Below are 19999 nucleotides of genomic sequence, written 5' to 3'. Positions count from 1 at the left end.
GACGTCCTGCTCGAGCACCTGCTCGCCGCGTGCGTTTTCTCCGTCGTCGGGATCGTCGTTTTCGTTGTCTGCCTGATTCTCGCAGAGAAGCTGACTCCGTTTTCGCTCATTCATGAGATCGGCGAAGAACACAACATGGCGGTCTCGATCGTTGTCGCAGCCATCGTGTTGGGCATTTCGGTCATCATCGCCGCCGCGATTATGGGCTAGACCAATTGATTGATCGTGCCCCGCTCGGCCTGCTTTACGTCAACGTGCTGATCATCGCGACGTGTGGGCTGGTCTATGAATTGGTTGCCGGCACCTTGGCGAGCTATCTGCTAGGCGACTCCGTCACGCAGTTCTCGTTGATCATCGGTGTGTACCTGTCTGCGCTCGGTATCGGCGCCTGGTTGTCACAGTACATCGAAGAACACCTCGCCCGGGCCTTTATCGAAATCGAGTTAGCCCTCGCGTTGATCGGGGGCTTCTCGACTCCGCTGCTGTTTCTCGCGTTCCCGTTGGTGGACTGGTTCCATGTGCTGCTCTTTGGCAGCGTAGTCGTCATCGGCGTCTTGGTCGGATTGGAACTGCCTCTGTTGATGCGGATCCTGAAGGAACACCTGGACTTCAGCGAACTCGTCTCGCGAGTCTTGGCGTTCGACTATCTCGGGGCTCTCTTTGCTTCGTTGTTGTTCCCGGTCTTCCTCGTCCCCAGGCTCGGGCTCACCCGCACGGCGATACTCTTCGGTTTACTCAACGCCGCCGTGGGACTCTGGGGCACCTACCTGCTGCGCCCCCTGTTGGCCCAACGTGGTATTGAAGGACTGCGAGGACGAGCGATCTTGGTGATCGGGTTGCTCGCCGTTGGGTTCATCAAAGCCGATTCGTTGACAACGTTGTCTGAGGAAAACACGCTCGGCGGGAAAATCGTTTACGCGGACACGTCTCCATATCAACGCATCACAGTCACGCAGGCAGACCGCGGGTTTCAACTGTATCTCAACGGGCATCTGCAATTTAACAGCGTCGATGAATACCGGTATCACGAGGCTCTCGTGCACCCACTGATGAGTGTGTGTGAGGACGCGACCAAGATCCTGGTGCTCGGCGGTGGAGACGGACTGGCGGTTCGCGAACTGCTGAGATACGACCGCGTGGAGTCCATCACGTTGGTGGACCTGGACCCAGCCATGACCCGTTTGGCGACACGTTTCCAACCGTTGGCCGACCTCAATGAACAGGCACTCAGTCACCCGAAGGTTTCGGTGATCAACCGGGATGCATTCGTCTGGGCGACCGAACAGCACGCGGGAAAAGCCCCAACAGCAGAAGCCACAACCACAGAAGTTTCAGCGACAGAAGATTCGGCAACAGACGAGTCCGCAGCATACGATGCGGTCGTGATCGACTTCCCGGACCCCGGCAACTACTCGGTGGGCAAGCTTTACACGACTCATTTCTACCAATCGCTTCGCCGGCATCTTACTCCGGGAGCAGGCGTTGCGATCCAGTGCACGTCACCGCTGGTCGCCCCCAAATCCTACTGGTGCATTCTCCACACGCTTCGGCAGTCGGGCTTTGACGTGACGCCGTACCACGCGAGCGTTCCGACGTTTGGGGTGTGGGGTTTTGCTCTCGCTCGGCAGATTCCCGGCACCGAGCCTTCGGCGTCGGCCGAGGATCCGGGCACCCGATCGGGATGGCGTCTGCCGCCTGTTCTGGCCCCCCAAATTGCCGGCTTGCGTTTCTTAAATGACGCCACCATGCGGAGCCTATTCGATCTGCCCCAGGACCAACAATCGCTGGAGATGCCGCCGAACCGGCTCAATGACCAGATATTGGTCCGTCTATACGATCTCGAGTGGGGCGATCGCGGTTAGACTCGATTGCGAATTTCGCGACTGCCTGCCAAACTATGTGTCCGGCTGCCGTCAAACGCGGCCGGGATTTGACCGGATTCCGATTCCCTAGTTTCACAAGTTGGCCACGACGTGTCAGTTCCTTCTACCGTAACGCTTGTCGACGTGTTTCCTGAAGATTTGCAGCATCTCGTTGGCGAAAATCAACCACTCAATGAGTTTCTCTGGCTGGGAATCGGTGGTCCGGCACGCTTTTTGGCCGAACCGGTTGAGACCGGGCAGATCTCTGAACTCGTCAAAGCGGCCAAGTCGCACGATTTGGCGGTCCGTATTCTCGGCCACGGCAGCAATATTCTGGTGCGAGAAGCCGGCTTCGACGGCCTGGTCATCTCGCTCAGTGGACCGGCAACCACGGGGCTGGAAATCAGCGGCAATCGTCTCAAGGCCGGCGCGGGAGTCAAATTGACTCACGCGGCAATTAAAACCGTCGGCGAAGGACTCGGCGGGCTCGAACACCTCGTCGGGATCCCCGGCAGCGTAGGTGGTGCGGTCGTCGGGAACGCCTCGGCGGAGGGACGCGACATCGGTTCAGTCGTCCGATCGATCGAGGTTCTCGACGAAAACGGCACGGCAAAAACGATCACTGCGGAAGAGGCCGGATTTTCTCACCGAAAATCGACACTCGACGGGTTGGTCGTACTGAACGTCGAATTCGAACTCGAACCCAAAGACGTCACCGCACTGACCAAACGGATGCAGAAACTTTGGATCCACCGCGGACAGCGTCGTCCCTCGGACACATCGCGGATCGTGATGCCGTTTATTGATCCGGACTCCATGTCAACGCGAGACCTGATCGTCAACACCGGCCTCTCCGGTTTGCGTGAAGGCGACGTATCACTCGACCTTTCCGCGCCGCAATACCTCGTCGCCCACGAGAACGCGACCAGCGATCAGTGCCTACGTTTGATCGAACGGGTTCGAGAACAGGTGCTCCTGCAGACCGGGATCGACTTGCGGTTGAACCTGCAAATTTGGTAATGCCAAGGCTGGAACCCAGCCCGAGTCGCTTTTCCTGCAAGGATGTAGAGCCGCGACGTGACCGAATCGTCCCAATCCAAACGCACCTCGTCGAAACGCCGCCGAGATTCTGACGCGGATGCACCGCCGTCGAAAATTCGGTGGATCGCCTCGCTCGTCGCTGCGCCCGTGATTCTGTCGATTCTCTGGCCGGCGATCTTACTCGTCGCCGGATACGCCGCCTGGCAACAGTGGGGCAGCCACTACGTCGCCCACAAATACTACGGCGTCAAAGCCGAAGCGATCCGTGTCACGTCACCGCCGGAGTACGTGCGGTCGGACATCGTCGATACCGTCTATCAAGACGCGGCGATGGACAAGTTATCGCTGATGGACCAACAGGCCTGTGCCAAGATCGCGTCCGCGTTCTCTTCCAACGCATGGGTACGCCGCGTCGTGGGAGTCCGCAAACTCGCCGGTGGACGCCTCGATGTCCGCTTGGAGTACCGCCAACCGGTCGCCATGGTGCATGTCATCAGCCGACACCCTGACCGCAGCGGTGCGGGGTTCTTTGCAATCGACGGAGAAGGCGTGCTCCTTCCGGATACCGATTTCTCTCCTTCGGAAACGCTCCGTTACCTCCACATCATCGTTCCTGGAGCCTACCCGACCGGCGGTGTCGGTTCCGAGTTCGGCGACTCACGAGTGCAGGCCGCAGCGTTGCTCGCGCACCTGCTGCACCCGTATCGTGAACAGCTCGGCATCACGAGCATCGGCGTCCACGGCGACCTCCGCCAAAACCCCGTCGTCCAGTTGCAGATCGCCGGCAAGAACGGCGAACGATGGTTCTGGGGAAGTCCCCCAGGCGCGGAAGCCCAAACCGAACCGCCGGCAATGATGAAACTGCAAAGCCTGATCGACGGCGCACCCTCGGACAGTGACCTGCGGCAGGTACAGTACGCGACCGCGCCGCTCACTCACCCTCAAACAGCAGCACCGACACCTCGCATCGGTTCGGCATCCAACGCGTCGACTCGCTAGACCAACGCCCTCACGCCTGCCCGGTCCAGCCTCGTCCTGCATGCGCACGCAGCGCGTCGTTCGGAGTGTTTCTTTCGCGGCAAAGGAGCAGCCAAAAATCATCGAATTGGCAGCTATTGGAAACCAGATCGCTGGTGTCTATTAATTGTCGGTCGTACCGAATCACTTCGAACCGGACGGCCTGAACTCCCTTCCGAAAGCCCAACCCGATGGAACCGCTGGATCTTGCCAAGTTCGAATGGAAAACCGTTCTCCGCCCGCTAACGATCGATGATTTCGACGAACTTCTTGCTCTCGCAGAGCGATGCTTTCCCGGCATGGAGCCATGGGGGCGGGCACAAGTCGAGAGCCAACTCGAGGTGTTTCCCGAGGGGCAATTCGTCGTCGAAATCGACGGCAAACTCGCCGCATCTTGCTCGAGCCTGATCCTCGAATACGACGAAGATTTAGAATGGCACAACTGGAAAGCGATATCTGACTCCGGCTTTATCCGCAACCACAAACCCCAAGGCGACACGCTCTACGGGATTGAGATCATGGTCGATCCCAAATACCGGGGGATGAAACTGTCGCGGCGACTCTACGACGCCCGCAAAGAACTCTGCCGACGCAAGAACCTCAAACAAATCATCATCGGTGGTAGGATTCCGGGCTATCACAAATACGCCGACAAAATGTCCGCGAGAGAATACATCGACAACGTTCTCGAAAAGAACGTGTATGACCCTGTTCTCACCGCCCAACTCTCCAACGGATTTGTGGTTCGCGGATTGACCCCGAACTACTTACCTTCCGACACCGAATCATGCGGGTACGCAACGCACGCGATTTGGACCAACCTCGAACACGTCCCCGGCGCGAAACGACGCTTCCATCACGTCATCGAACCGATCCGCGTTTGTGTCGTGCAGTATCAACTGCGGACAATCAGCAGCTTTGACGACTTCGCAAAACAGTGCGAGTTTTTTCTAGACACCGCATCCGACTACAAATGCGACTTCGTCCTCTTTCCGGAACTGTTCACAACGCAATTGCTTTCCTGCGTAGACGCGACTCGCCCCGGCCAAGCCGCCCGTCAACTCGCCGCCTTCACCCCACAATACCTCGACATGTTCACCGAGATGGCGGTGAAATACAACATCAACGTTATCGGCGGATCGCAGTTCGTGATCGAGAACGACACGCTCTACAACATCGCCTATCTGTTCCGGCGAGACGGATCGATTGGGAAGCAGTACAAAATTCACATCACCCCGAGCGAGCGAAAATGGTGGGGCGTGAATCCGGGTAACGCGGTGGAAGTGTTCGACACCGATTGCGGACGCATCGCAATCCAGGTTTGCTACGACATCGAGTTCCCTGAGCTAACGCGGATCGCGACTCAAAAGGGAGCATCCATCATTTTCGTGCCGTTCAACACGGACACCCGGCACGGCTATCTCCGGGTCCGCTACTGCGCCCAAGCCCGGTGCATCGAAAATCACTTGTACGTTGCGATCTCTGGGTGCACCGGCAACCTCCCATTTGTCGAAAACTCCGACATCCATTACGCCCAGTCAGGAATCTTCACACCTGCCGATGCCGAGTTTGCCCGAGACGCGATCGCCGATGAGTGCAATCCCAATGTGGAGACCCTGATCGTTCACGACCTCGACTTTGAACAACTGCGACGACACCGCGAACAAGGCTCCGTCCAGAACTGGAACGACCGGAAACGCGACCTCTACAAAGTCGTTTATGTCGAGGACGGAAAGACGTTCGAAGTGTGACGCAGATCGCATCAACAGCCATCACTGCATTGGCATGACTGCACGCCAAATGGCTCACCCGAACGCGACGTGACTCACCCGACGATCGCCGGGTCTGCGATTCCGTTTTCGGCAAACCCTTTGGCACGCAACAAACACGCGTCGCAGTGGCCGCAGGGATGAACGTCGGATTGCGAATCGTCTGCTCCCACCGGGTCATAGCACGAAAGGGTGTGGGAGTAGTCCACACCGAGGCGTAGCCCCTCCGCAATGATTTGACCTTTGGTGAGGTCAATCAGCGGGGTGTGAATTTTCAGTTCGGGGCCCTCCCCTACACCAGCCTTCGTCGCCAAGCGAGCCATCGCTTCAAACGCAGCGATAAACTCAGGACGGCAATCGGGATAGCCGCTGTAGTCGAGAGCGTTGACACCGATAAAGATGTCCGCGGCGTTGTTGGTCTCTGCGACCGCCAACGCGTAGGACAGGAAGATCGTATTGCGTGCCGGCACGTAGGTGACCGGAATCTCGTCGCCAATATCCTCAACACGGTCGGCTTTAGGTACCGCGATGTTTGGGTCGACCAATGCCGACCCGCCGAGTTGCGCAAGGTCGATATCAATGACCCGATGCGACGCGGCACTCATCGATTCGGCTAACCACTTCGCTCGCTCGAGCTCTCCGTTGTGCCGTTGTCCGTAACGAAAGCTGACCGCGTGAACGGCAAAGCCGTGATCTTTGGCGATTGCAAGACAGGTCGCACTATCCAGACCGCCCGAGAGCAGCACAACGGCATTCAACCCTTCCATAATTTTCTTCCAATGCTGGGGTTGTAGTTCGTCCAGTTTCCATCGGCAGCAACGTCGCGACCGATGATCGATGCATAAGAAGTGAGTTTGGCATCCAGGTTATCGATGTGGTGCAAAGCAACCGCTTCGAGTGTGACAGGAATCTTCGGGCTGCCGTACTCCTGACTGCCGTGATGACTCACCACGAGGTGTTCGAGTTGATAGCGAAGGTTCGTCGGGAATGACTCCCCGCTGTCTCGTTCGATTTGCTGGATCTTTTCGCCGAGTTGCTGAATGCCGATCACAATATGACCGAGCAATTGACCGCGGTCGGTGTAGCTGATCTCGCCGCTCGCTTTTAACTCTTCGATCTTGCCAAGGTCGTGCAAGAACGCCCCCATCATTAGCAGGTCCGTGTCGAGTTCCGAATACCTCGGTGAAATCAACCGAACCAACTCCATCATGCTAACGGTGTGATGGAGCAACCCGCCCGGGTACGCATGATGATTCGAAACCGCGGCCGCCGCGACACGAAACGAATCGGTGAACTCGGTATCCTCCATATAGGCCGCCGCGAGTCGCTGCAGAAACGGTTGGGAGATGGTCGCGAGGAGTTCTTTCAGACGAGCGAAATGCTGATCCGCTTGCTCCGAATCAAACCGATCGAAGTCATTTGCGTTGACTTCATGCGAGTCCATTCGTTCCAGTTCGGTGACGATGATCTGAAGCGCGCCGTTATGAATCTGGGTACGTCCATGACAGAAGATGTAGTCGCCGCGATCAAATCGATCAAAGATCGCTTCATCCGCGTTCCACATCATTGCGGCAATCGTCCCGCTGCGATCGGAGAGTTTTAAGAGGATGTACTTTCCGCCTTGGCGGTTCACTCGGAGTTGCTTGTCCGCAGCCTGGAACGGTTGCGCTAACGTCATTCCGTCGGTGAGTTCGTTGATGGGGGTACGCAAAGCAGACCAGAGGGATGAGAGGCAAAAAGCTGAACGCGGCAAGCCTGACCAACACGGACGTGGGGCAGGGCAGGGCGGTTTCGCCGGCGACGGCAGCCCAAGAGCCTACCAAGCGACCCATGGTCTGGAAAAGCCGAAGGCCCGACACGCAACATGCACTGATTCGCACAACTCCCTTGATCGAGCCCCCTGGTTGTTCCCCCACACCCTTGGCCGAAACGAAAGCGACGATCCACCGGAACACGCGGCTTCATCACCTCTGCTCGCCACAGGTTCGGCAAAAAATACGTACGCCGCGAACCGATACCGGTAGCGCGTTGCACTGATATTGGTATCGTTTGCTAGGATTTGCCTCGTGATCGGCACAATTGCTGCTGCACCCAAGAAAGGAATTCGATCTTGTTTGCAGTTGTCCGATTCCCTCCCTACCCAATCCGAAATATTTTGGAAGAATACCCGCAGTTCCGGCCTCTCGGCCCAATCCACCAACCACTCCTGGGGATTCGGGGTTAGAATACGCGAATGAACGACGCGCCCGCTTCTTCTCTCAACAAACCCGACAACGCGGCGAGCCCTCAGGGCTCGGATGCTTCCGGTTCGTCTTCTAGCCTCTCCGGCGTGTCGGATTCGCTATCGAAATCGGGTTTGTCGAAACGCGGGCTGTCCGGTTCCGGATCATCGAGGTCGAACCTTTCGAGCACGCCGGAATCGCTCAGCCAATGGATCACTTCATCGAGCAGCGTTCATCTGGCACGGTCCAAACAAACCTGGACCGGTGCGGGCAGTGCCGCCGGATACGTCCTGCGGTACCTGACGCCGATGCGGCGATTGATGATGGACATCGTCGGTCGTGAAAAAGAGGCGGACCGCGCCCTTTCGATCTTGGTCGCTCATTTGGTGAAGGCCGGATTCAGTGGCCACGACAAAGGTCGGCTCCGAGACTTCCTCGTTCGCGGAATCCGGTCGGCAGCAAAAGCCGGATACGACGAAGCGTTGAAAGACCGTGGCAAAAACGATTCGCTCGAACTAGCAGACCAGGCCGAGAAACCTCTGCCTTTGAAGATGGAGGTCGCTCAGGTCGAATCGCCGCAGTGGCGAGGCTACTGGCGAGACGGAATTTTGCAGCGGAGTTGGCGTTCACTCGAACGATACCAACACGCCCGACGATACGATCGAATCAACCAACCACCTCCCACCGGTGAAGAAGCCCCTCGAGAAGACCTCGTGCACGATGTCCTCCGCGCGGCGATGTCCTATCCCAAGGAATCCTTGGAGTCGTGGGCAGGCAGGGTCTCGTCGGCGAGCGGGCGAAAAGTCGAGCCGGACGAAGTCCAAAGCCAACTCGAATTGGCCCGAATCCGTTTCGCGCAGCAGATCGCGGACGAGGTGGCTCAAACGCTCGAGACCCCCGATCCGGTCGTGATACAATCCGAGATCAAAGCCCTGGGCCTCGGCAAAGCATTCTCGGGCGTCCGAGTTCAGGCCTAAGTGACGGTACTGGCCTAGGTGACGGTACTGGCCTGAGTGCGAGTTCATGCCTGAGTAACGCCGCGTTCGGACGATAAGAGCCGCTCCAGGCTGGGCTAGCCTTCTCAACTGAGCGGTTGCCAAAACGGGGGCTTCGGCTCGGCGGCGGATGTGGAAAACTCCTGGCCCATCATCCTCCTCGAGGTTCTCTCGCGACCGATCTGGTCGCCGACGGCCGGGTTTTGCTAACCTCGCTTTTCTCGACTCACGCCGTCTTTTTCTCGCTCGCATTGCGCCAGCGGGGCAGGGCAGGGCGGAGAATTTTCAACAGCTATCGCCCCCAATTTTCGACGAAGGACCGTCCATGCAGTGGATGATGCGCTACCGCGATCTGGTGTTGCCCATGGGTATCATCGGTTGTCTTGTGGTCATCCTGGTGCCACTGCCTCCGTTGTTGATGGACCTCCTCCTGGCCACCAACATCACGGTCGGGGTGATCGTTTTGCTGACGACGGTGTACGTGCAAACGCCTCTCGAATTCAGCATTTTCCCGTCTCTTTTGCTCGCCACGACGCTGGCTCGCTTGGTGCTCAACGTCGCCACGACGAGGCTGATCCTGACGAGTACGGAATCCGGTGATATCTCCGCGGTTGGCGGTGTGATCCAGGGATTCGGCGAATTCGTCGCCGGTGACAGGATTGAAATTGGGATCATCATTTTTGTGATCATTGTCTTGATTCAGTTCATCGTGATCACCAAGGGAGCGACGCGGATCAGTGAAGTCGCGGCCCGATTTGCCCTCGACGGGATGCCCGGAAAGCAGATGGCGATTGACGCCGACCTGAACGCCGGCATCATCGACGAGAAGGAAGCCCAACAACGTCGCGAAGAAGTCGCCTCGCAGGCGGACTTCTACGGAGCGATGGACGGTGCGAGTAAGTTTGTCCGCGGCGACGCCGTGGCTGGGATTGTGATCACGCTCGTCAACGTCGCCGGTGGCCTTTACATCGGTGTGATGCGTTATGACATGACGATCGCTCAGGCGGCCGAGCTGTTCACCAAACTCACGATCGGTGACGGGTTGGTCAGCCAGGTGCCGGCGTTGCTGATCTCGCTGGCCGCCGGTTTGCTGGTGACGCGATCCGCCCGAAAAGCCAACCTCCCCGAACAGTTCTTACAACAGCTCTTCAGCAACCCGAAAGCACTCGCCGTGGCCGGTTGCTTTTTGTCGTTGCTGATCATGACCAACCTGCCGACCATCCCGATGGCAACGCTCGGCGCAGGCTGTCTGGGTCTAGCGGTCGTTCTACGTCGGCAAAATGCCCAAGACCGCGTCGACGAGCAAGCCAACGAGGAAGCCGAGGCGGCTGCCGCGGCAGCGCCGCCCGATAAACGCGTTGAAGACTACCTCGCGGTGGACCCAATGGAATTGGCCATCGGGCTCGGTCTCCTTTCTCTCGCGGACCCTGCACGTGGCGGCGATTTGATGCAGCGAATTACCGGTGTCCGTAACTCGATGGCCGGTGATATCGGTATCGTGCTGCCCAAGGTTCGGATCCGCGATGACATGAACCTCGGCGACAACCAATATGAAATCCGCATCGCGGGTAACCCGATCGCCACCGAATTGGTGCTACCGGAGCGACTCCTTGCAATCGACAGCGGACATACAACAGGTGTGATCGATGGCGAGCCAACTCGCGACCCGACGTTTGGAGAACCCGCCGTATGGATCGATCCGATTCGCCGGGAACAGGCGGCCATCTACGGCTACACCACAGTCGAACCGGGAGCCGTCCTAGCAACCCACCTGCAAGAAATCGCCCGACGTCATGCCGACGAACTGCTTACGCGCGACGCAACCAAACACCTCATCGACGAACTCAAAGAAGCCTCGCCTGCGGTCGTCGACGAACTGATTCCGAATCTTCTGAAGGTAAGCGACGTGCAACAGGTGCTGCAAACGTTGCTCCGTGAAGACGTCCCGATCCGGCAACTCTCGATCATCTTGGAAACCCTCGGCGATCATGCCTCGAAGACGAAAGATCCCGTTTTCCTGAGCGAATACGTTCGCCACCGTCTCGCCCGTACGATCAGCACGCGCTACCGCGATCAACACGGACAATTGCACGTCATCGCACTCGACCCTGCGATGGAAGATCGCATTGCCGCAGGGATCGAACATACCGATCGCGGACTTTTCGTGCGGATGAGCCCATCAGCAGTCGACTCGACTTGCGAGAAAATCTCCGAAGGTGTTAAGAAACTAATCACGTTGGGCCATCACCCCGTCGTTTTGGTCAGCCCGCGGATTCGTCCCGGTCTGCGTCAGATCATTGCGTCGTCGATGCCCCGCGTACGTATCCTTTCCTACAACGAAATCACGCAGGATACGCAAATCCAGTCGCACGGCGTGGTGAGTGATTGATGTCCATACGAACTTTTAAAGCAGCGAATCTGCAAGCCGCATTGGCCGACATCCGCGAACAAATGGGACCGGACGCCTCCGTGCTGCATACTCGCCAAATCCGAGACGGATGGCTGGGGTGGCTCGGTCGCACGCAAGTGGAAGTCATTGCCGGCTTCCGCAGCAACGGCGAATTCCCCGTGCCCTCGTCAGGTTCCGATTCTGAACACGCACGTCCTCAAGACGTCCGATCGGTTCAGGGCAATCGCCTGGACGCCACAACCATGGGTGTCCCCGCGGACTCCTGCGATGACACGCGAAACACCTACCCGATGATGGGCCGACTCGGTGACGTTTCTGCATCACCAGACACCGTCAGCGTTGATCCGCTCGCAGTGGACCCGCTCGTTAACCCGCTGCGACAAGCGGGCGTTCCCGAACCGGTCATTCGCCGGTGGCTCGCCTCCGCTGCCGGGTTTGCTGCAAATGTCACCGACGGTGGCAACACGCCTCTCGACCCGAACGAACACCTCGAACATCTCCAGCGTGCGATCGCTCGCGAATTAAATTTGTGTGGCCCCATTCGGACACAACCGGGTGAACGACACGTGGTCGCGTTGGTTGGCCCCACCGGGGTCGGAAAAACCACCACGGTCGCAAAGCTCGCCGCAGGATTCCGGATCGAAGCCCGTCGCCGGGTCGGACTGCTCACCATCGACACGTATCGAATCGCGGCGGTGCAACAACTCAAAGCCTACGCCGAGATCATGGACCTGCCGATGCAGGTGGTCGAAGCCCCGGACCAGATGCAGTCCGCGTTGGACCAACTCGGCGATGTCGATCTCGTGTTGATTGATACCGCCGGACGCAGCCCTCGCAGCGACGCTCGAATCGACCAACTCGCCGATTTCCTCCGCGCCGCACATCCTGATGAAACCCACCTTGTGCTCAGTGCCACGAGTTCGAGTGAAAACATCCTGGCCACGCTCGACGGGTTCTCTCCCGTGCGTGCGACCTCGGTCATCTTGACCAAACTCGACGAAACACCGCATACCGCAGGCGTGCTATCGGCACTCACGGCGAGCGAACGGTACCTGTCGACACCGCTGAGCTACATCACGCATGGTCAACAGGTCCCCGATGACATTGCCGTCGCCGACGCACCTCACCTCGTAGGTTCGCTGCTGCCGATGACCCCACCCACCAACGCGTTCGGCGAGGCGGCATAGACGCCGTTAGCCAACGCGCAAAGGCAGCCGGCGATAGCCCGCTAGTCTTTTCCAAACGAATTCAACGCTTTTGAACTAAAGATACTCACCAACCCCAACCGATAACATGAACTGACTCGGAACGTGAAATGCAAACCTCACTTGAGACTTTTTTTCACGAGTCCGTTTAACCAATTTGGGAAACAAGACGCATCCGAGCGGAACCGTTCTAACGAACCAACCAATCGATGACCGGAGTTGACTGTTGACACGGACGCTCGCCCTTTCACTTGGATCACTCGCTATGGGAATCGTTTCCCTTCGCGGCATGCTCCATGGTCAATTGGCGACGGAAGTAGCCCAAGAAGCGATCGCCACACTGATCATCTTCTCGGGTATTGGAGCCATCACCGGTGCGATCGCGGACTATTTAGTACGTGACGCCGTAGAAACCTTGTATCGCAACCGGGTTCAATGGTATCGAGACGAACTAGCCAAACGAGAAGCTGGTCTAGCCGTCTCAACCGAAGAACCAACAACCTGAAGCCGCGACACGACAGGCACGGCTGCCTCGCCGTTTCGCAACCAGCTTCGAAAAGAATTGTTAAGTAAAACATTCCATCGCTAGATCGTTCCGGTCGAACCAAGGTTCGGACGAAACGTCTGACGATCAGTGATCATCATGGAGGATTCGATGCCCGCCGCTGCCCCCGTCGACGAAGAAATCGCCAAAGTCTGGGATTCATTCAAAGCAGTCACCAAAGACCATCCCGACTACGAGAGCTTGCGCAATCAACTCGTCGAACGCTTCATGCCGTTGGTCCGTTACAACGGCGAACGCATTTGGCAGCGACTGCCCGATGGCGTCGAACTCGACGACTTGATTAGCGCTGGCATCTTTGGGTTGATGGATGCCATCGACGCTTACGATCGTGAGCGTGGCGTCAAGTTTGAAACTTACTGCGTCCCACGTATCCGTGGCGCCATGCTCGATGAACTTCGCACCATGGACTGGGTCCCTCGACTCGTTCGCAGCAAAGCCAGCAAGCTCGGCGCAGCAACCAAAACTCTCGAGACCAAACTCGGTCGTACTCCCACGGTCGCCGAACTCGCCAAGCACATGGAACTCGACATCAAAGAAGTCGAGAAGATGCAAACCGAAGCCAACGCCGTCGGTGTCGTATCGCTCAACAAAAAGTGGTACGAGACCGACAGCTACAAGGACGTCCGCGAGATCGACATTCTCGAAGACAAGAAGGGTGAAGACCCCACTCGTCGCGTTCAGAAAACCGACCTGATGCGACTGGTCACCAAGGGCCTCAACCGCAACGAACGACTCATCATCATTCTCTACTACTACGAAGAATTGACGATGAAAGAAATCGGCGCGACCCTCGATCTCTCCGAATCTCGCGTCAGCCAAATGCACACCTCGATCGTAAACCGGTTGCAGCAACAACTTGGCGTGCGGCGACTCGAATTTGGTGCCTAGACCAGCACCTGCAATCGTCGACCGACGCCACCGCGACGGTTGGCGACGAGGGAAAAGAGATTGGTGGCCGGGTAGGCGGGTGGTGACTGGAAAAAGAGGATCACTTATAACTGCTAGCCTTCCCGCGAATCGAAACCCTGTTGCCACCGTTGCCATTCCATGCGTATCGCTCATGTGATCACCCGAATGATCATCGGAGGCGCGCAGGAAAACACTCTGTTCAACTGCCAAGACCTCGTTACCGAACACGGTGACGAGGTTTTGCTCATTTGTGGCCCCGAAACGGGTCCCGAAGGCGACCTACTGGGACGCTCCCCCAACTCTCAAAATCCGCCCCCAACACGGGGCAGGCCAAGCCAGGGCAGGCCAAGCCAGGGCAGGCCAAGCCAGGGCAGAGCAAGCCAGGGCAGGGCAGAGCAGGGCAGGGCAGGGCAGGGTGGTGACGCAGATCAGCAAGACGCCCCACGCCCCGGCACCGACGGCACCGGACACGGAACGCAGGCAGATATAGATAGCGACTGCTCTTCCGCAGACACAAACGTTGGCGATTCACAACGGTGCGGCGAGAGCTTTCGTTACAACGACGTGCCGGTTCGTATCATCGACTCGCTACGGCGCGCGATCCATCCCGCACACGACTGGACAGCATCCTCCGCGCTGCGGCGAACTCTGCAAGAGTTTCGACCAGACGTTGTTCACACGCATAGTGCCAAGGGCGGTCTGCTCGGTCGCCATGTCGCTTGGGGCATGTCGCGGCGTTCTGCGGACCGCAAACCAGTCGTCGTTCATACGGTCCATGGGGCGCCGTTTCACGACTACCAACCTGCAGCAGCCAGACAGTTCTTCATTGCCTGTGAACGATGGGCGGCACGTCGTTGCCACCACCTCATCTCCGTCGCCGATGCGATGACCGACCTCATGGTGGACGCCCATGTTGCCCCACGCAACAAGTTCACAACGATCAGCAGTGGAATGGACGTCGAACCGTTCGTTCACGCCAACGACCACCGGGAACGAGTCCGCAAGAAGTATGGCATCAGCGACGACCATGTTGTCGTTGGCAAGATCGCACGTTTGTTTCACTTGAAGGGACACGAGGATCTCGTACGCGCCGCTCGCAAGGTAGCCGACGCGTGCCCCAACGTTCGATTCCTACTCGTCGGCGACGGTATCCTGCGGCAACCGTTGCAGGAACAGATCGCCTCATTGGGACTGACCGAGCATTTCATCTTTACCGGATTGGTCCCACCATCGACCGTCCCCGAAATGATCGGTGCCATGGACTTGCTCGTTCACACTTCCTATCGAGAAGGGCTCGCGCGGGCCTTGCCGCAAGCGTTGATCGCTGGCAAACCCACGATCAGCTACGACATCGACGGTGCACGGGAAGTCGTACTGAATGACCAAACCGGATATCTCGTTGCACCCGGTGACGAACAGGATCTTGCCAATCGCATCATTCACCTAACGTCACACCCCGACATCCGCATGCAGCAAGGTCGCACCGGTCAACAACGCTTCACCGAACAGTTCCGGCATCAAACGATGACGAAGAAGATTCGTGAGATGTATCAAGAACTTCTCGCCAACACCGCACGGTAAGTGGCGAGTCCGAGTCATCGCAAAGCCAACGAATGCGAAAGACGACAGGGCTCGATCGCAAACGTTCCGACTCAGTTTGGTTCTCGGGCAGGCGGTAGTGGATCCTTTTGAAGATGTCTGTTACCCGCAAGTTTCTCTACGCCGGAGGCGTTTTAGCAAGTTGCCGGCGGTCGAGCGAAGCGACCGCCGTCGGAGTTGAGAGATAAGCTTGGTTCCGCCCCCGAAGGTGGTCGCAGAATCGTCAAAACGGTTGTGCTGCGACCACCTTCGGGGTCGGTCAGAACTTCGTATGATCGATCTCTCCAGGTGCGCTTACGCGACCTGCGGCTAATAGCTCGAAATCCCTCCGGGATAGAAACCGGCCTATGGGCAATCAACAGCCTTTTGAAGATCGTGCTGCATGAGGATCTTTGACAAGATCCACTACCCGAAAAGAGAGTTGGCAGAAAGGACTAGAGCCAATCGAGGTTGGTTAGCTTTCGCAATCGCTCTTCGAAGTTGCCGATCAGGCCGCCGACCATGACCCACTCGTTGCGATCACGCAGTTCGATCTCGCCGAACTTGTTGATCCGCAAAATGGAGTCGCTCGTCACGCCTGCTTCACGTAACGACCGCATGTCGATCTCACCTTCGTTGATGACATCCAACAAGGTTTTGCCGGTAAGCTCAATGAATTGCATGGTAGAGGTAGCCGACATGGCATTCGGTTGGTTAAAGAGATCGAATGAGATGCTCGATATGGCACACCAAAATTCTAATTCAACGAATTAGATTTTCGACCTCCGCGGTTAAATCTCCGCCGGAAAAGTCCAAATGGCTCACCCGCCCCTCTTCATCCAGGATCCCCACGAACAACAACGTCACGGCGCCAAAACGGTAGGCGACTTCGTTGACAATTTCAGCATCTGGCTGCGAAACACTGCGGAAGCTAGGGAACTCAATCCCCTCACGCTCGACAAAGCCCGCAACGCTCGTCCCCTCCACGTCCAGATTCACCCCAACAATGGCAACCTGACCCGGGTACCGTTTTTGAATCTCCCTCAGGTTCGGAAGCACTATTAAGGAATCAGGAAACGCCGTTGACCAAAACGGCATCAAAACGACCTTCCCGAGATAGTCGGACATTTTCAGTGGACGTCCAGACACTGACGGGAGATCGGGATCAAATCGTTGCCCGATAACGCCCTGTCTGTTTTCCCTCGCCTTCAAAGCGGTTCGAGCAACTCGGCCCAACGCATCCTGTCGGGAAGAAAAGTTATCCCGGAGTGCGTCGTAGGTCGCCCTGGCAATGTCTTCACGTCCTACCACTTCGGCTTCCAAAGCAACGCCAGCCAGAAATTCCCCGGTCAGCAAATCGGACGACTGAGCGACCACATCCTCCACCGCGCTGCTCCACATCTCCGCGGTCACGTCGCTACCATCGGCGCCATTCTCGCCCCCCGCCCCGCGCGCCGCACCGACAAACTGTTGCCGCAACTGGTCGAGTCGCTCAATTGCGGTCCCCTCCTGCGAGAACCCTGACGACGCAATCTGCGCCGCCATGCGAGCCACCTCTGCGTTTTGCGAATCGCCGAACTTCTCGAGAATCAACGAACGAATCTGGGACGCTTCGTCGATATGCTCGTACTGCAGAAGCGTGTCTTTGGCTTGGCCGAGCACCATTAATGCGGCAACGTCGACTGGTCGATTTGCCCCCATGAGGTCTTGAGCCAGACTCACAACGCGGGCTTCCGCCTCTTCTTTTCCGTGGCGCAGCGATTCGATCGCAAACCCGATTAACACCAACTGCGCGTCGGTGCTCAACTCTTCGCTCGGATTGTCACGAAACTGCTCAGCGAACGTCTGCAACTGCTCGGCTGCCTTCAAATCCCCCATCGACGCTTGGTGAGATAGCGCCTGCAGCAGACCGCGACGGCCGAGAACCCGATCGGCATCCGTCGAGTCGGAATGTTCGATCAAACGTTCCGCCGCAACGCGTTTCAGCGACACCACGCGTTCCGCTTCGGAGGCGGCGGCATTCGGATCCGTAATTCCGGATTGCCCTTTCATCAGAGCCCGCAACTCACGATCGACCTGGCTCAAAAAGTCTGACAACTGCGCAGGAGTCAGGCTCGCCTTCAACTGCAAGCGTCTTTGCACCGGTACGCGTGTCGCCGCATTCGTTGGACCGGGCGTCTGACCAGGTAGCCGACCTGGCGTTTCGTACTGAGCATCAGACGGTGGACGATTGACATTGCTTCCCTGCGGTCCACCGGTACTCAGATTGGGTGAGGAGGTTTGGCGTCTTGTTGGATCTGGCTCGCCCCGATTAGTCGGCAAAGACGTCCCAGCAAATGACTGAGGCAAATCGCCGTCGACGGATTCGTTACTAGGCAGTGACGTATCGCCATCGGAGGCTTCGTTTTCACTAGAGGTCCCAGCAGTGCTCCCACACCCCGGTAAACCAATCGTGAATACTGAACACGCGATGCAGAGGACTCCTACCAAGCAGGATTTGCATGCGGTTCTCTTACCACGGTTTCTTAGAACAGACGCAGGCTCGACAGAGCAAACAGAGACTTGGATTGGCACGCTGGTAGATCCCAGAGGAAGTAAGAAAAACGGCAGTCTAAACCGATCTCGAACCCTGAGAAAACCCGCTCGCCATCCTTTCTGGCTGGACGCTCGTTTCGCCTAGCGAAGCAGAACGAGGCTGCCCCGAGAGTCGGAACTAGGCAGCGTGGTGATCCAATTCCAGGGTCTCGAGCAAGTTCGCGAAACGTTTGCTGGCCTCACGACGACGATCCATCCGCTCTGAAACCGACCATCCACTTTGGATGCGTCGCACGCGGCGGAGAATCTCAACATCGGTCAACGGTGTCTCATTTTGAGCCGTTTCGGTGAGCGACGAGACAAGTTCGTTTGCAGGGGCAGTTGCGGTCAACATCGAATTTCTTCCTGAATAGTGGATTCTGAGTCGTTCCGAATACCGATCGGATCCGGTTCCGTCTTTAACGATAATCCGACGTCGAGCAGACGACGTGCCAAAACCAACGACCGCTCTCAGAAAACTTCCACAAAGACTCCGGGGCCGGCGGCACACCATGGATGCGACAACCGCGTGACTCGGCAAAACACGTACAAATCGCACGACCATGCCCAATGGTGGCCTTATCATCGGTTCCAACCGGCAATCATGACGCGATCAAAACGCCACCCTGGCTGATCCCAAATCAATCGCTCGAAAGCGACTCTTTTGCAAACTGTTGTAAATCTTGCCAACGGCGATCGGGCAATCTCATCAGCCGCAACTCCGCGGGGTCGCCCCAGGCATCGAACAGATCGTTCAGACGCTGATTCATTAAATCGCAACCTTCCTTGGTCGCCGCTCGGCCGTGGAGATCGACGTACTGCACCTGCGTTCCGTCATCAAAAACGGTCGCGTCGATCTGCCAACCACCGGCTTGATTCGCCCAGGTAAGCGAACCATCCCACTCAAAAAAGAGTCCCGGAAGTGCGGTCATACGCTCTGCAACCTGCTCGAGCGTGCCCCCGATCGGTTGGCCTTCTCCCTGATAAACGTAAGCCTGGAACGAAAAATAAGCTGGCATTTCGACAAAATCGCGCGTAGTTTGGATGGAAAGGAGATTTTTATTGGTTTGTCAACCCAGAATTCCTTGACCGCGACCATTTTTGTCCTAGAGTAAAGTCTCTAGGATCCCCGTCCGTGGGTACGAGCTTAACGACCTGTCCTTCCAACTGATGAAATGGAGGGTCGTTTGTGAGAGGTACTGCGGCCTTTGAAAAGGAATTAACCCATGTTGGTTTTGTCAAGAAAAAAGAACGAAAGCATCGTCATCAACAACGATATTCGAATCGTTGTTGTTGAAATCCGTGGCGACAAAGTGCGCCTTGGCGTGGAAGCTCCACGTGAAGTACCCGTTCACCGACACGAAGTCTACGAAGCCATCCAGCGTTCGAACGAAGCTTCGGAAGCCACGGACAGCCCTCTGGACAACTAGCATAGCGACCCTTGCGACCAATTTGTGGTCGCATGATGCGAAAACATGCGTTTGCCAAAGCAAACGGTGACAGCGATTCACGAGGATCGCGGTTAAGATCACGAGCCTCCCAAAGGTTCCCGAATTTGAGCAACTATGTTTTTTTAACTTGCTCTCGGTGAACCCTTGACGAACCTCGCGTCTCCTTGTTAAAACTCGCCCCTCACGGCAACCGAGCCGACAACTGTTTCACAAGAGTGCCTAATGTCACTAATGTGAGATAAAAGGTGATGATCTCCGTTTCTTGATCCGATCTAGAAACAGTGCGGATGATCACCATCCCAAACGGTCCCTTCGTCTAGTGGTCTAGGACACTGCCCTTTCACGGCGGCAACACGGGTTCGAACCCCGTAGGGATCACTCCTCAAAACTACCCAGCTTTC

The 19999-nt window shown here is 57.2% G+C and carries 18 protein-coding genes and 1 tRNA gene; 13 read left to right on the top strand and 6 right to left on the bottom strand.

From position 1 onward, the window contains the following. The 5 genes from RSSM_RS01805 to RSSM_RS01780 all read left to right on the top strand — a co-directional run. Window positions 1-210: DUF350 domain-containing protein (locus RSSM_RS01805; RefSeq protein WP_008673868.1), on the top strand; the 210-nt coding region annotated here is incomplete at its 5' end. Window positions 211-215: 5 nt separating this feature from the next. Further along, window positions 216-1862 carry a polyamine aminopropyltransferase gene (locus RSSM_RS01800; RefSeq protein ID WP_008673866.1) on the top strand — a complete coding sequence of 549 codons (1647 nt, stop codon included), beginning with the start codon at window positions 216-218 and terminating at the stop codon, window positions 1860-1862. Between the two features lie 111 nt (window positions 1863-1973). Further along, on the top strand, window positions 1974-2882 hold the full coding sequence (locus RSSM_RS01795) for a UDP-N-acetylmuramate dehydrogenase (protein WP_008673864.1): 909 nt from the start codon (window positions 1974-1976) through the stop codon (window positions 2880-2882). A 57-nt stretch (window positions 2883-2939) separates the two neighbouring features. Further along, window positions 2940-3902, top strand: coding sequence for a cell division protein FtsQ/DivIB (locus RSSM_RS01790; RefSeq protein WP_008673862.1), 963 nt, complete (start codon window positions 2940-2942; stop codon window positions 3900-3902). 209 nt (window positions 3903-4111) lie between these two features. Beyond that, window positions 4112-5671, top strand: coding sequence for a bifunctional GNAT family N-acetyltransferase/carbon-nitrogen hydrolase family protein (locus RSSM_RS01780; protein WP_008673861.1), 1560 nt, complete (start codon window positions 4112-4114; stop codon window positions 5669-5671). 74 nt (window positions 5672-5745) lie between these two features. Here RSSM_RS01780 and queC read toward each other — a convergent pair whose 3' ends face one another. Together queC and RSSM_RS01770 are read right to left on the bottom strand one after the other, a co-directional pair. Continuing rightward, a complete protein-coding gene (gene queC, locus RSSM_RS01775; protein ID WP_008673859.1) occupies window positions 5746-6456 on the bottom strand; it encodes a 7-cyano-7-deazaguanine synthase QueC in 711 nt (236 codons plus the stop codon). Next, a complete protein-coding gene (locus tag RSSM_RS01770) occupies window positions 6444-7367 on the bottom strand; it encodes a 3'-5' exoribonuclease YhaM family protein (RefSeq protein WP_173403122.1) in 924 nt (307 codons plus the stop codon). The genes queC and RSSM_RS01770 overlap by 13 nt, the downstream gene beginning before the upstream one ends. A 555-nt stretch (window positions 7368-7922) precedes the next feature. Between RSSM_RS01770 and RSSM_RS01765 the strand changes: the two genes are divergently transcribed. The 6 genes from RSSM_RS01765 to RSSM_RS01740 all read left to right on the top strand — a co-directional run bounded on the left by RSSM_RS01765 (window position 7923) and on the right by RSSM_RS01740 (window position 15576). Then, window positions 7923-8888: a hypothetical protein gene (locus RSSM_RS01765; protein ID WP_008673856.1), complete on the top strand. Its 966-nt coding sequence runs from the start codon at window positions 7923-7925 to the stop codon at window positions 8886-8888. Window positions 8889-9243: 355 nt separating this feature from the next. Next, the gene (gene flhA / locus RSSM_RS01760; protein WP_044300601.1) at window positions 9244-11295 is read left to right on the top strand and encodes a flagellar biosynthesis protein FlhA; all 2052 of its coding nucleotides are present in this window, start codon (window positions 9244-9246) and stop codon (window positions 11293-11295) included. Further along, complete coding sequence (flhF, locus tag RSSM_RS01755; protein WP_008673853.1) at window positions 11295-12503, top strand: flagellar biosynthesis protein FlhF; 1209 nt, start codon at window positions 11295-11297, stop codon at window positions 12501-12503. The genes flhA and flhF overlap by 1 nt, the downstream gene beginning before the upstream one ends. 283 nt (window positions 12504-12786) lie before the next feature. Then, a complete protein-coding gene (locus RSSM_RS01750) occupies window positions 12787-13026 on the top strand; it encodes a hypothetical protein (protein WP_008673851.1) in 240 nt (79 codons plus the stop codon). A gap of 129 nt (window positions 13027-13155) precedes the next feature. Next, a complete protein-coding gene (locus tag RSSM_RS01745; protein ID WP_008673848.1) occupies window positions 13156-13974 on the top strand; it encodes a FliA/WhiG family RNA polymerase sigma factor in 819 nt (272 codons plus the stop codon). Between the two features lie 159 nt (window positions 13975-14133). Continuing rightward, complete coding sequence (locus RSSM_RS01740; RefSeq protein ID WP_044300597.1) at window positions 14134-15576, top strand: glycosyltransferase family 4 protein; 1443 nt, start codon at window positions 14134-14136, stop codon at window positions 15574-15576. A 452-nt stretch (window positions 15577-16028) separates the two neighbouring features. Here the strand turns inward: RSSM_RS01740 and RSSM_RS01735 are convergent, their stop codons facing one another. The 4 genes from RSSM_RS01735 to RSSM_RS01720 all read right to left on the bottom strand — a co-directional run bounded on the left by RSSM_RS01735 (window position 16029) and on the right by RSSM_RS01720 (window position 19166). After that, on the bottom strand, window positions 16029-16274 hold the full coding sequence (locus RSSM_RS01735) for a hypothetical protein (RefSeq protein WP_236620877.1): 246 nt from the start codon (window positions 16272-16274) through the stop codon (window positions 16029-16031). Between the two features lie 61 nt (window positions 16275-16335). After that, window positions 16336-17703, bottom strand: coding sequence for a TlpA family protein disulfide reductase (locus RSSM_RS01730; protein WP_201767172.1), 1368 nt, complete (start codon window positions 17701-17703; stop codon window positions 16336-16338). Window positions 17704-18286: 583 nt separating this feature from the next. After that, window positions 18287-18502: a hypothetical protein gene (locus RSSM_RS01725; protein ID WP_008673839.1), complete on the bottom strand. Its 216-nt coding sequence runs from the start codon at window positions 18500-18502 to the stop codon at window positions 18287-18289. A gap of 286 nt (window positions 18503-18788) precedes the next feature. Further along, on the bottom strand, window positions 18789-19166 hold the full coding sequence (locus RSSM_RS01720) for a hypothetical protein (RefSeq protein ID WP_173403121.1): 378 nt from the start codon (window positions 19164-19166) through the stop codon (window positions 18789-18791). Window positions 19167-19373: 207 nt separating this feature from the next. On the opposite strand from RSSM_RS01720, the gene csrA reads away from it, so the two are divergent. Both csrA and RSSM_RS01710 read left to right on the top strand, forming a co-directional pair. Then, complete coding sequence (gene csrA / locus RSSM_RS01715) at window positions 19374-19577, top strand: carbon storage regulator CsrA (RefSeq protein ID WP_008673832.1); 204 nt, start codon at window positions 19374-19376, stop codon at window positions 19575-19577. Between the two features lie 326 nt (window positions 19578-19903). Further along, window positions 19904-19976: transfer RNA gene (locus tag RSSM_RS01710), tRNA-Glu, on the top strand. Window positions 19977-19999 lie beyond the last annotated feature (23 nt).

Origin of the sequence: Aporhodopirellula sallentina SM41 (assembly GCF_000346505.1) — a bacterium.
GTDB lineage: Bacteria > Planctomycetota > Planctomycetia > Pirellulales > Pirellulaceae > Rhodopirellula > Rhodopirellula sallentina.
The sequence above is the reverse complement of the archived record's forward strand: the minus strand, read 5'-3'. Positions and strand labels throughout refer to the sequence as shown.

What these genes read in the sequence shown, in the direction of transcription:
- queC (WP_008673859.1), bottom strand. Translation starts at nt 6,456, where the DNA reads ATGGAAGGGTTGAATGCCGTTGTGCTGCTCTCGGGCGGTCTGGATAGT.
- csrA (WP_008673832.1), top strand. Translation starts at nt 19,374, where the DNA reads ATGTTGGTTTTGTCAAGAAAAAAGAACGAAAGCATCGTCATCAACAAC.
- flhA (WP_044300601.1), top strand. Translation starts at nt 9,244, where the DNA reads ATGCGCTACCGCGATCTGGTGTTGCCCATGGGTATCATCGGTTGTCTT.
- RSSM_RS01770 (WP_173403122.1), bottom strand. Translation starts at nt 7,367, where the DNA reads ATGACGTTAGCGCAACCGTTCCAGGCTGCGGACAAGCAACTCCGAGTG.
- RSSM_RS01750 (WP_008673851.1), top strand. Translation starts at nt 12,787, where the DNA reads ATGGGAATCGTTTCCCTTCGCGGCATGCTCCATGGTCAATTGGCGACG.
- RSSM_RS01725 (WP_008673839.1), bottom strand. Translation starts at nt 18,502, where the DNA reads ATGTTGACCGCAACTGCCCCTGCAAACGAACTTGTCTCGTCGCTCACC.
- RSSM_RS01720 (WP_173403121.1), bottom strand. Translation starts at nt 19,166, where the DNA reads ATGCCAGCTTATTTTTCGTTCCAGGCTTACGTTTATCAGGGAGAAGGC.
- flhF (WP_008673853.1), top strand. Translation starts at nt 11,295, where the DNA reads ATGTCCATACGAACTTTTAAAGCAGCGAATCTGCAAGCCGCATTGGCC.
- RSSM_RS01740 (WP_044300597.1), top strand. Translation starts at nt 14,134, where the DNA reads ATGCGTATCGCTCATGTGATCACCCGAATGATCATCGGAGGCGCGCAG.
- RSSM_RS01735 (WP_236620877.1), bottom strand. Translation starts at nt 16,274, where the DNA reads ATGTCGGCTACCTCTACCATGCAATTCATTGAGCTTACCGGCAAAACC.
- RSSM_RS01780 (WP_008673861.1), top strand. Translation starts at nt 4,112, where the DNA reads ATGGAACCGCTGGATCTTGCCAAGTTCGAATGGAAAACCGTTCTCCGC.
- RSSM_RS01765 (WP_008673856.1), top strand. Translation starts at nt 7,923, where the DNA reads ATGAACGACGCGCCCGCTTCTTCTCTCAACAAACCCGACAACGCGGCG.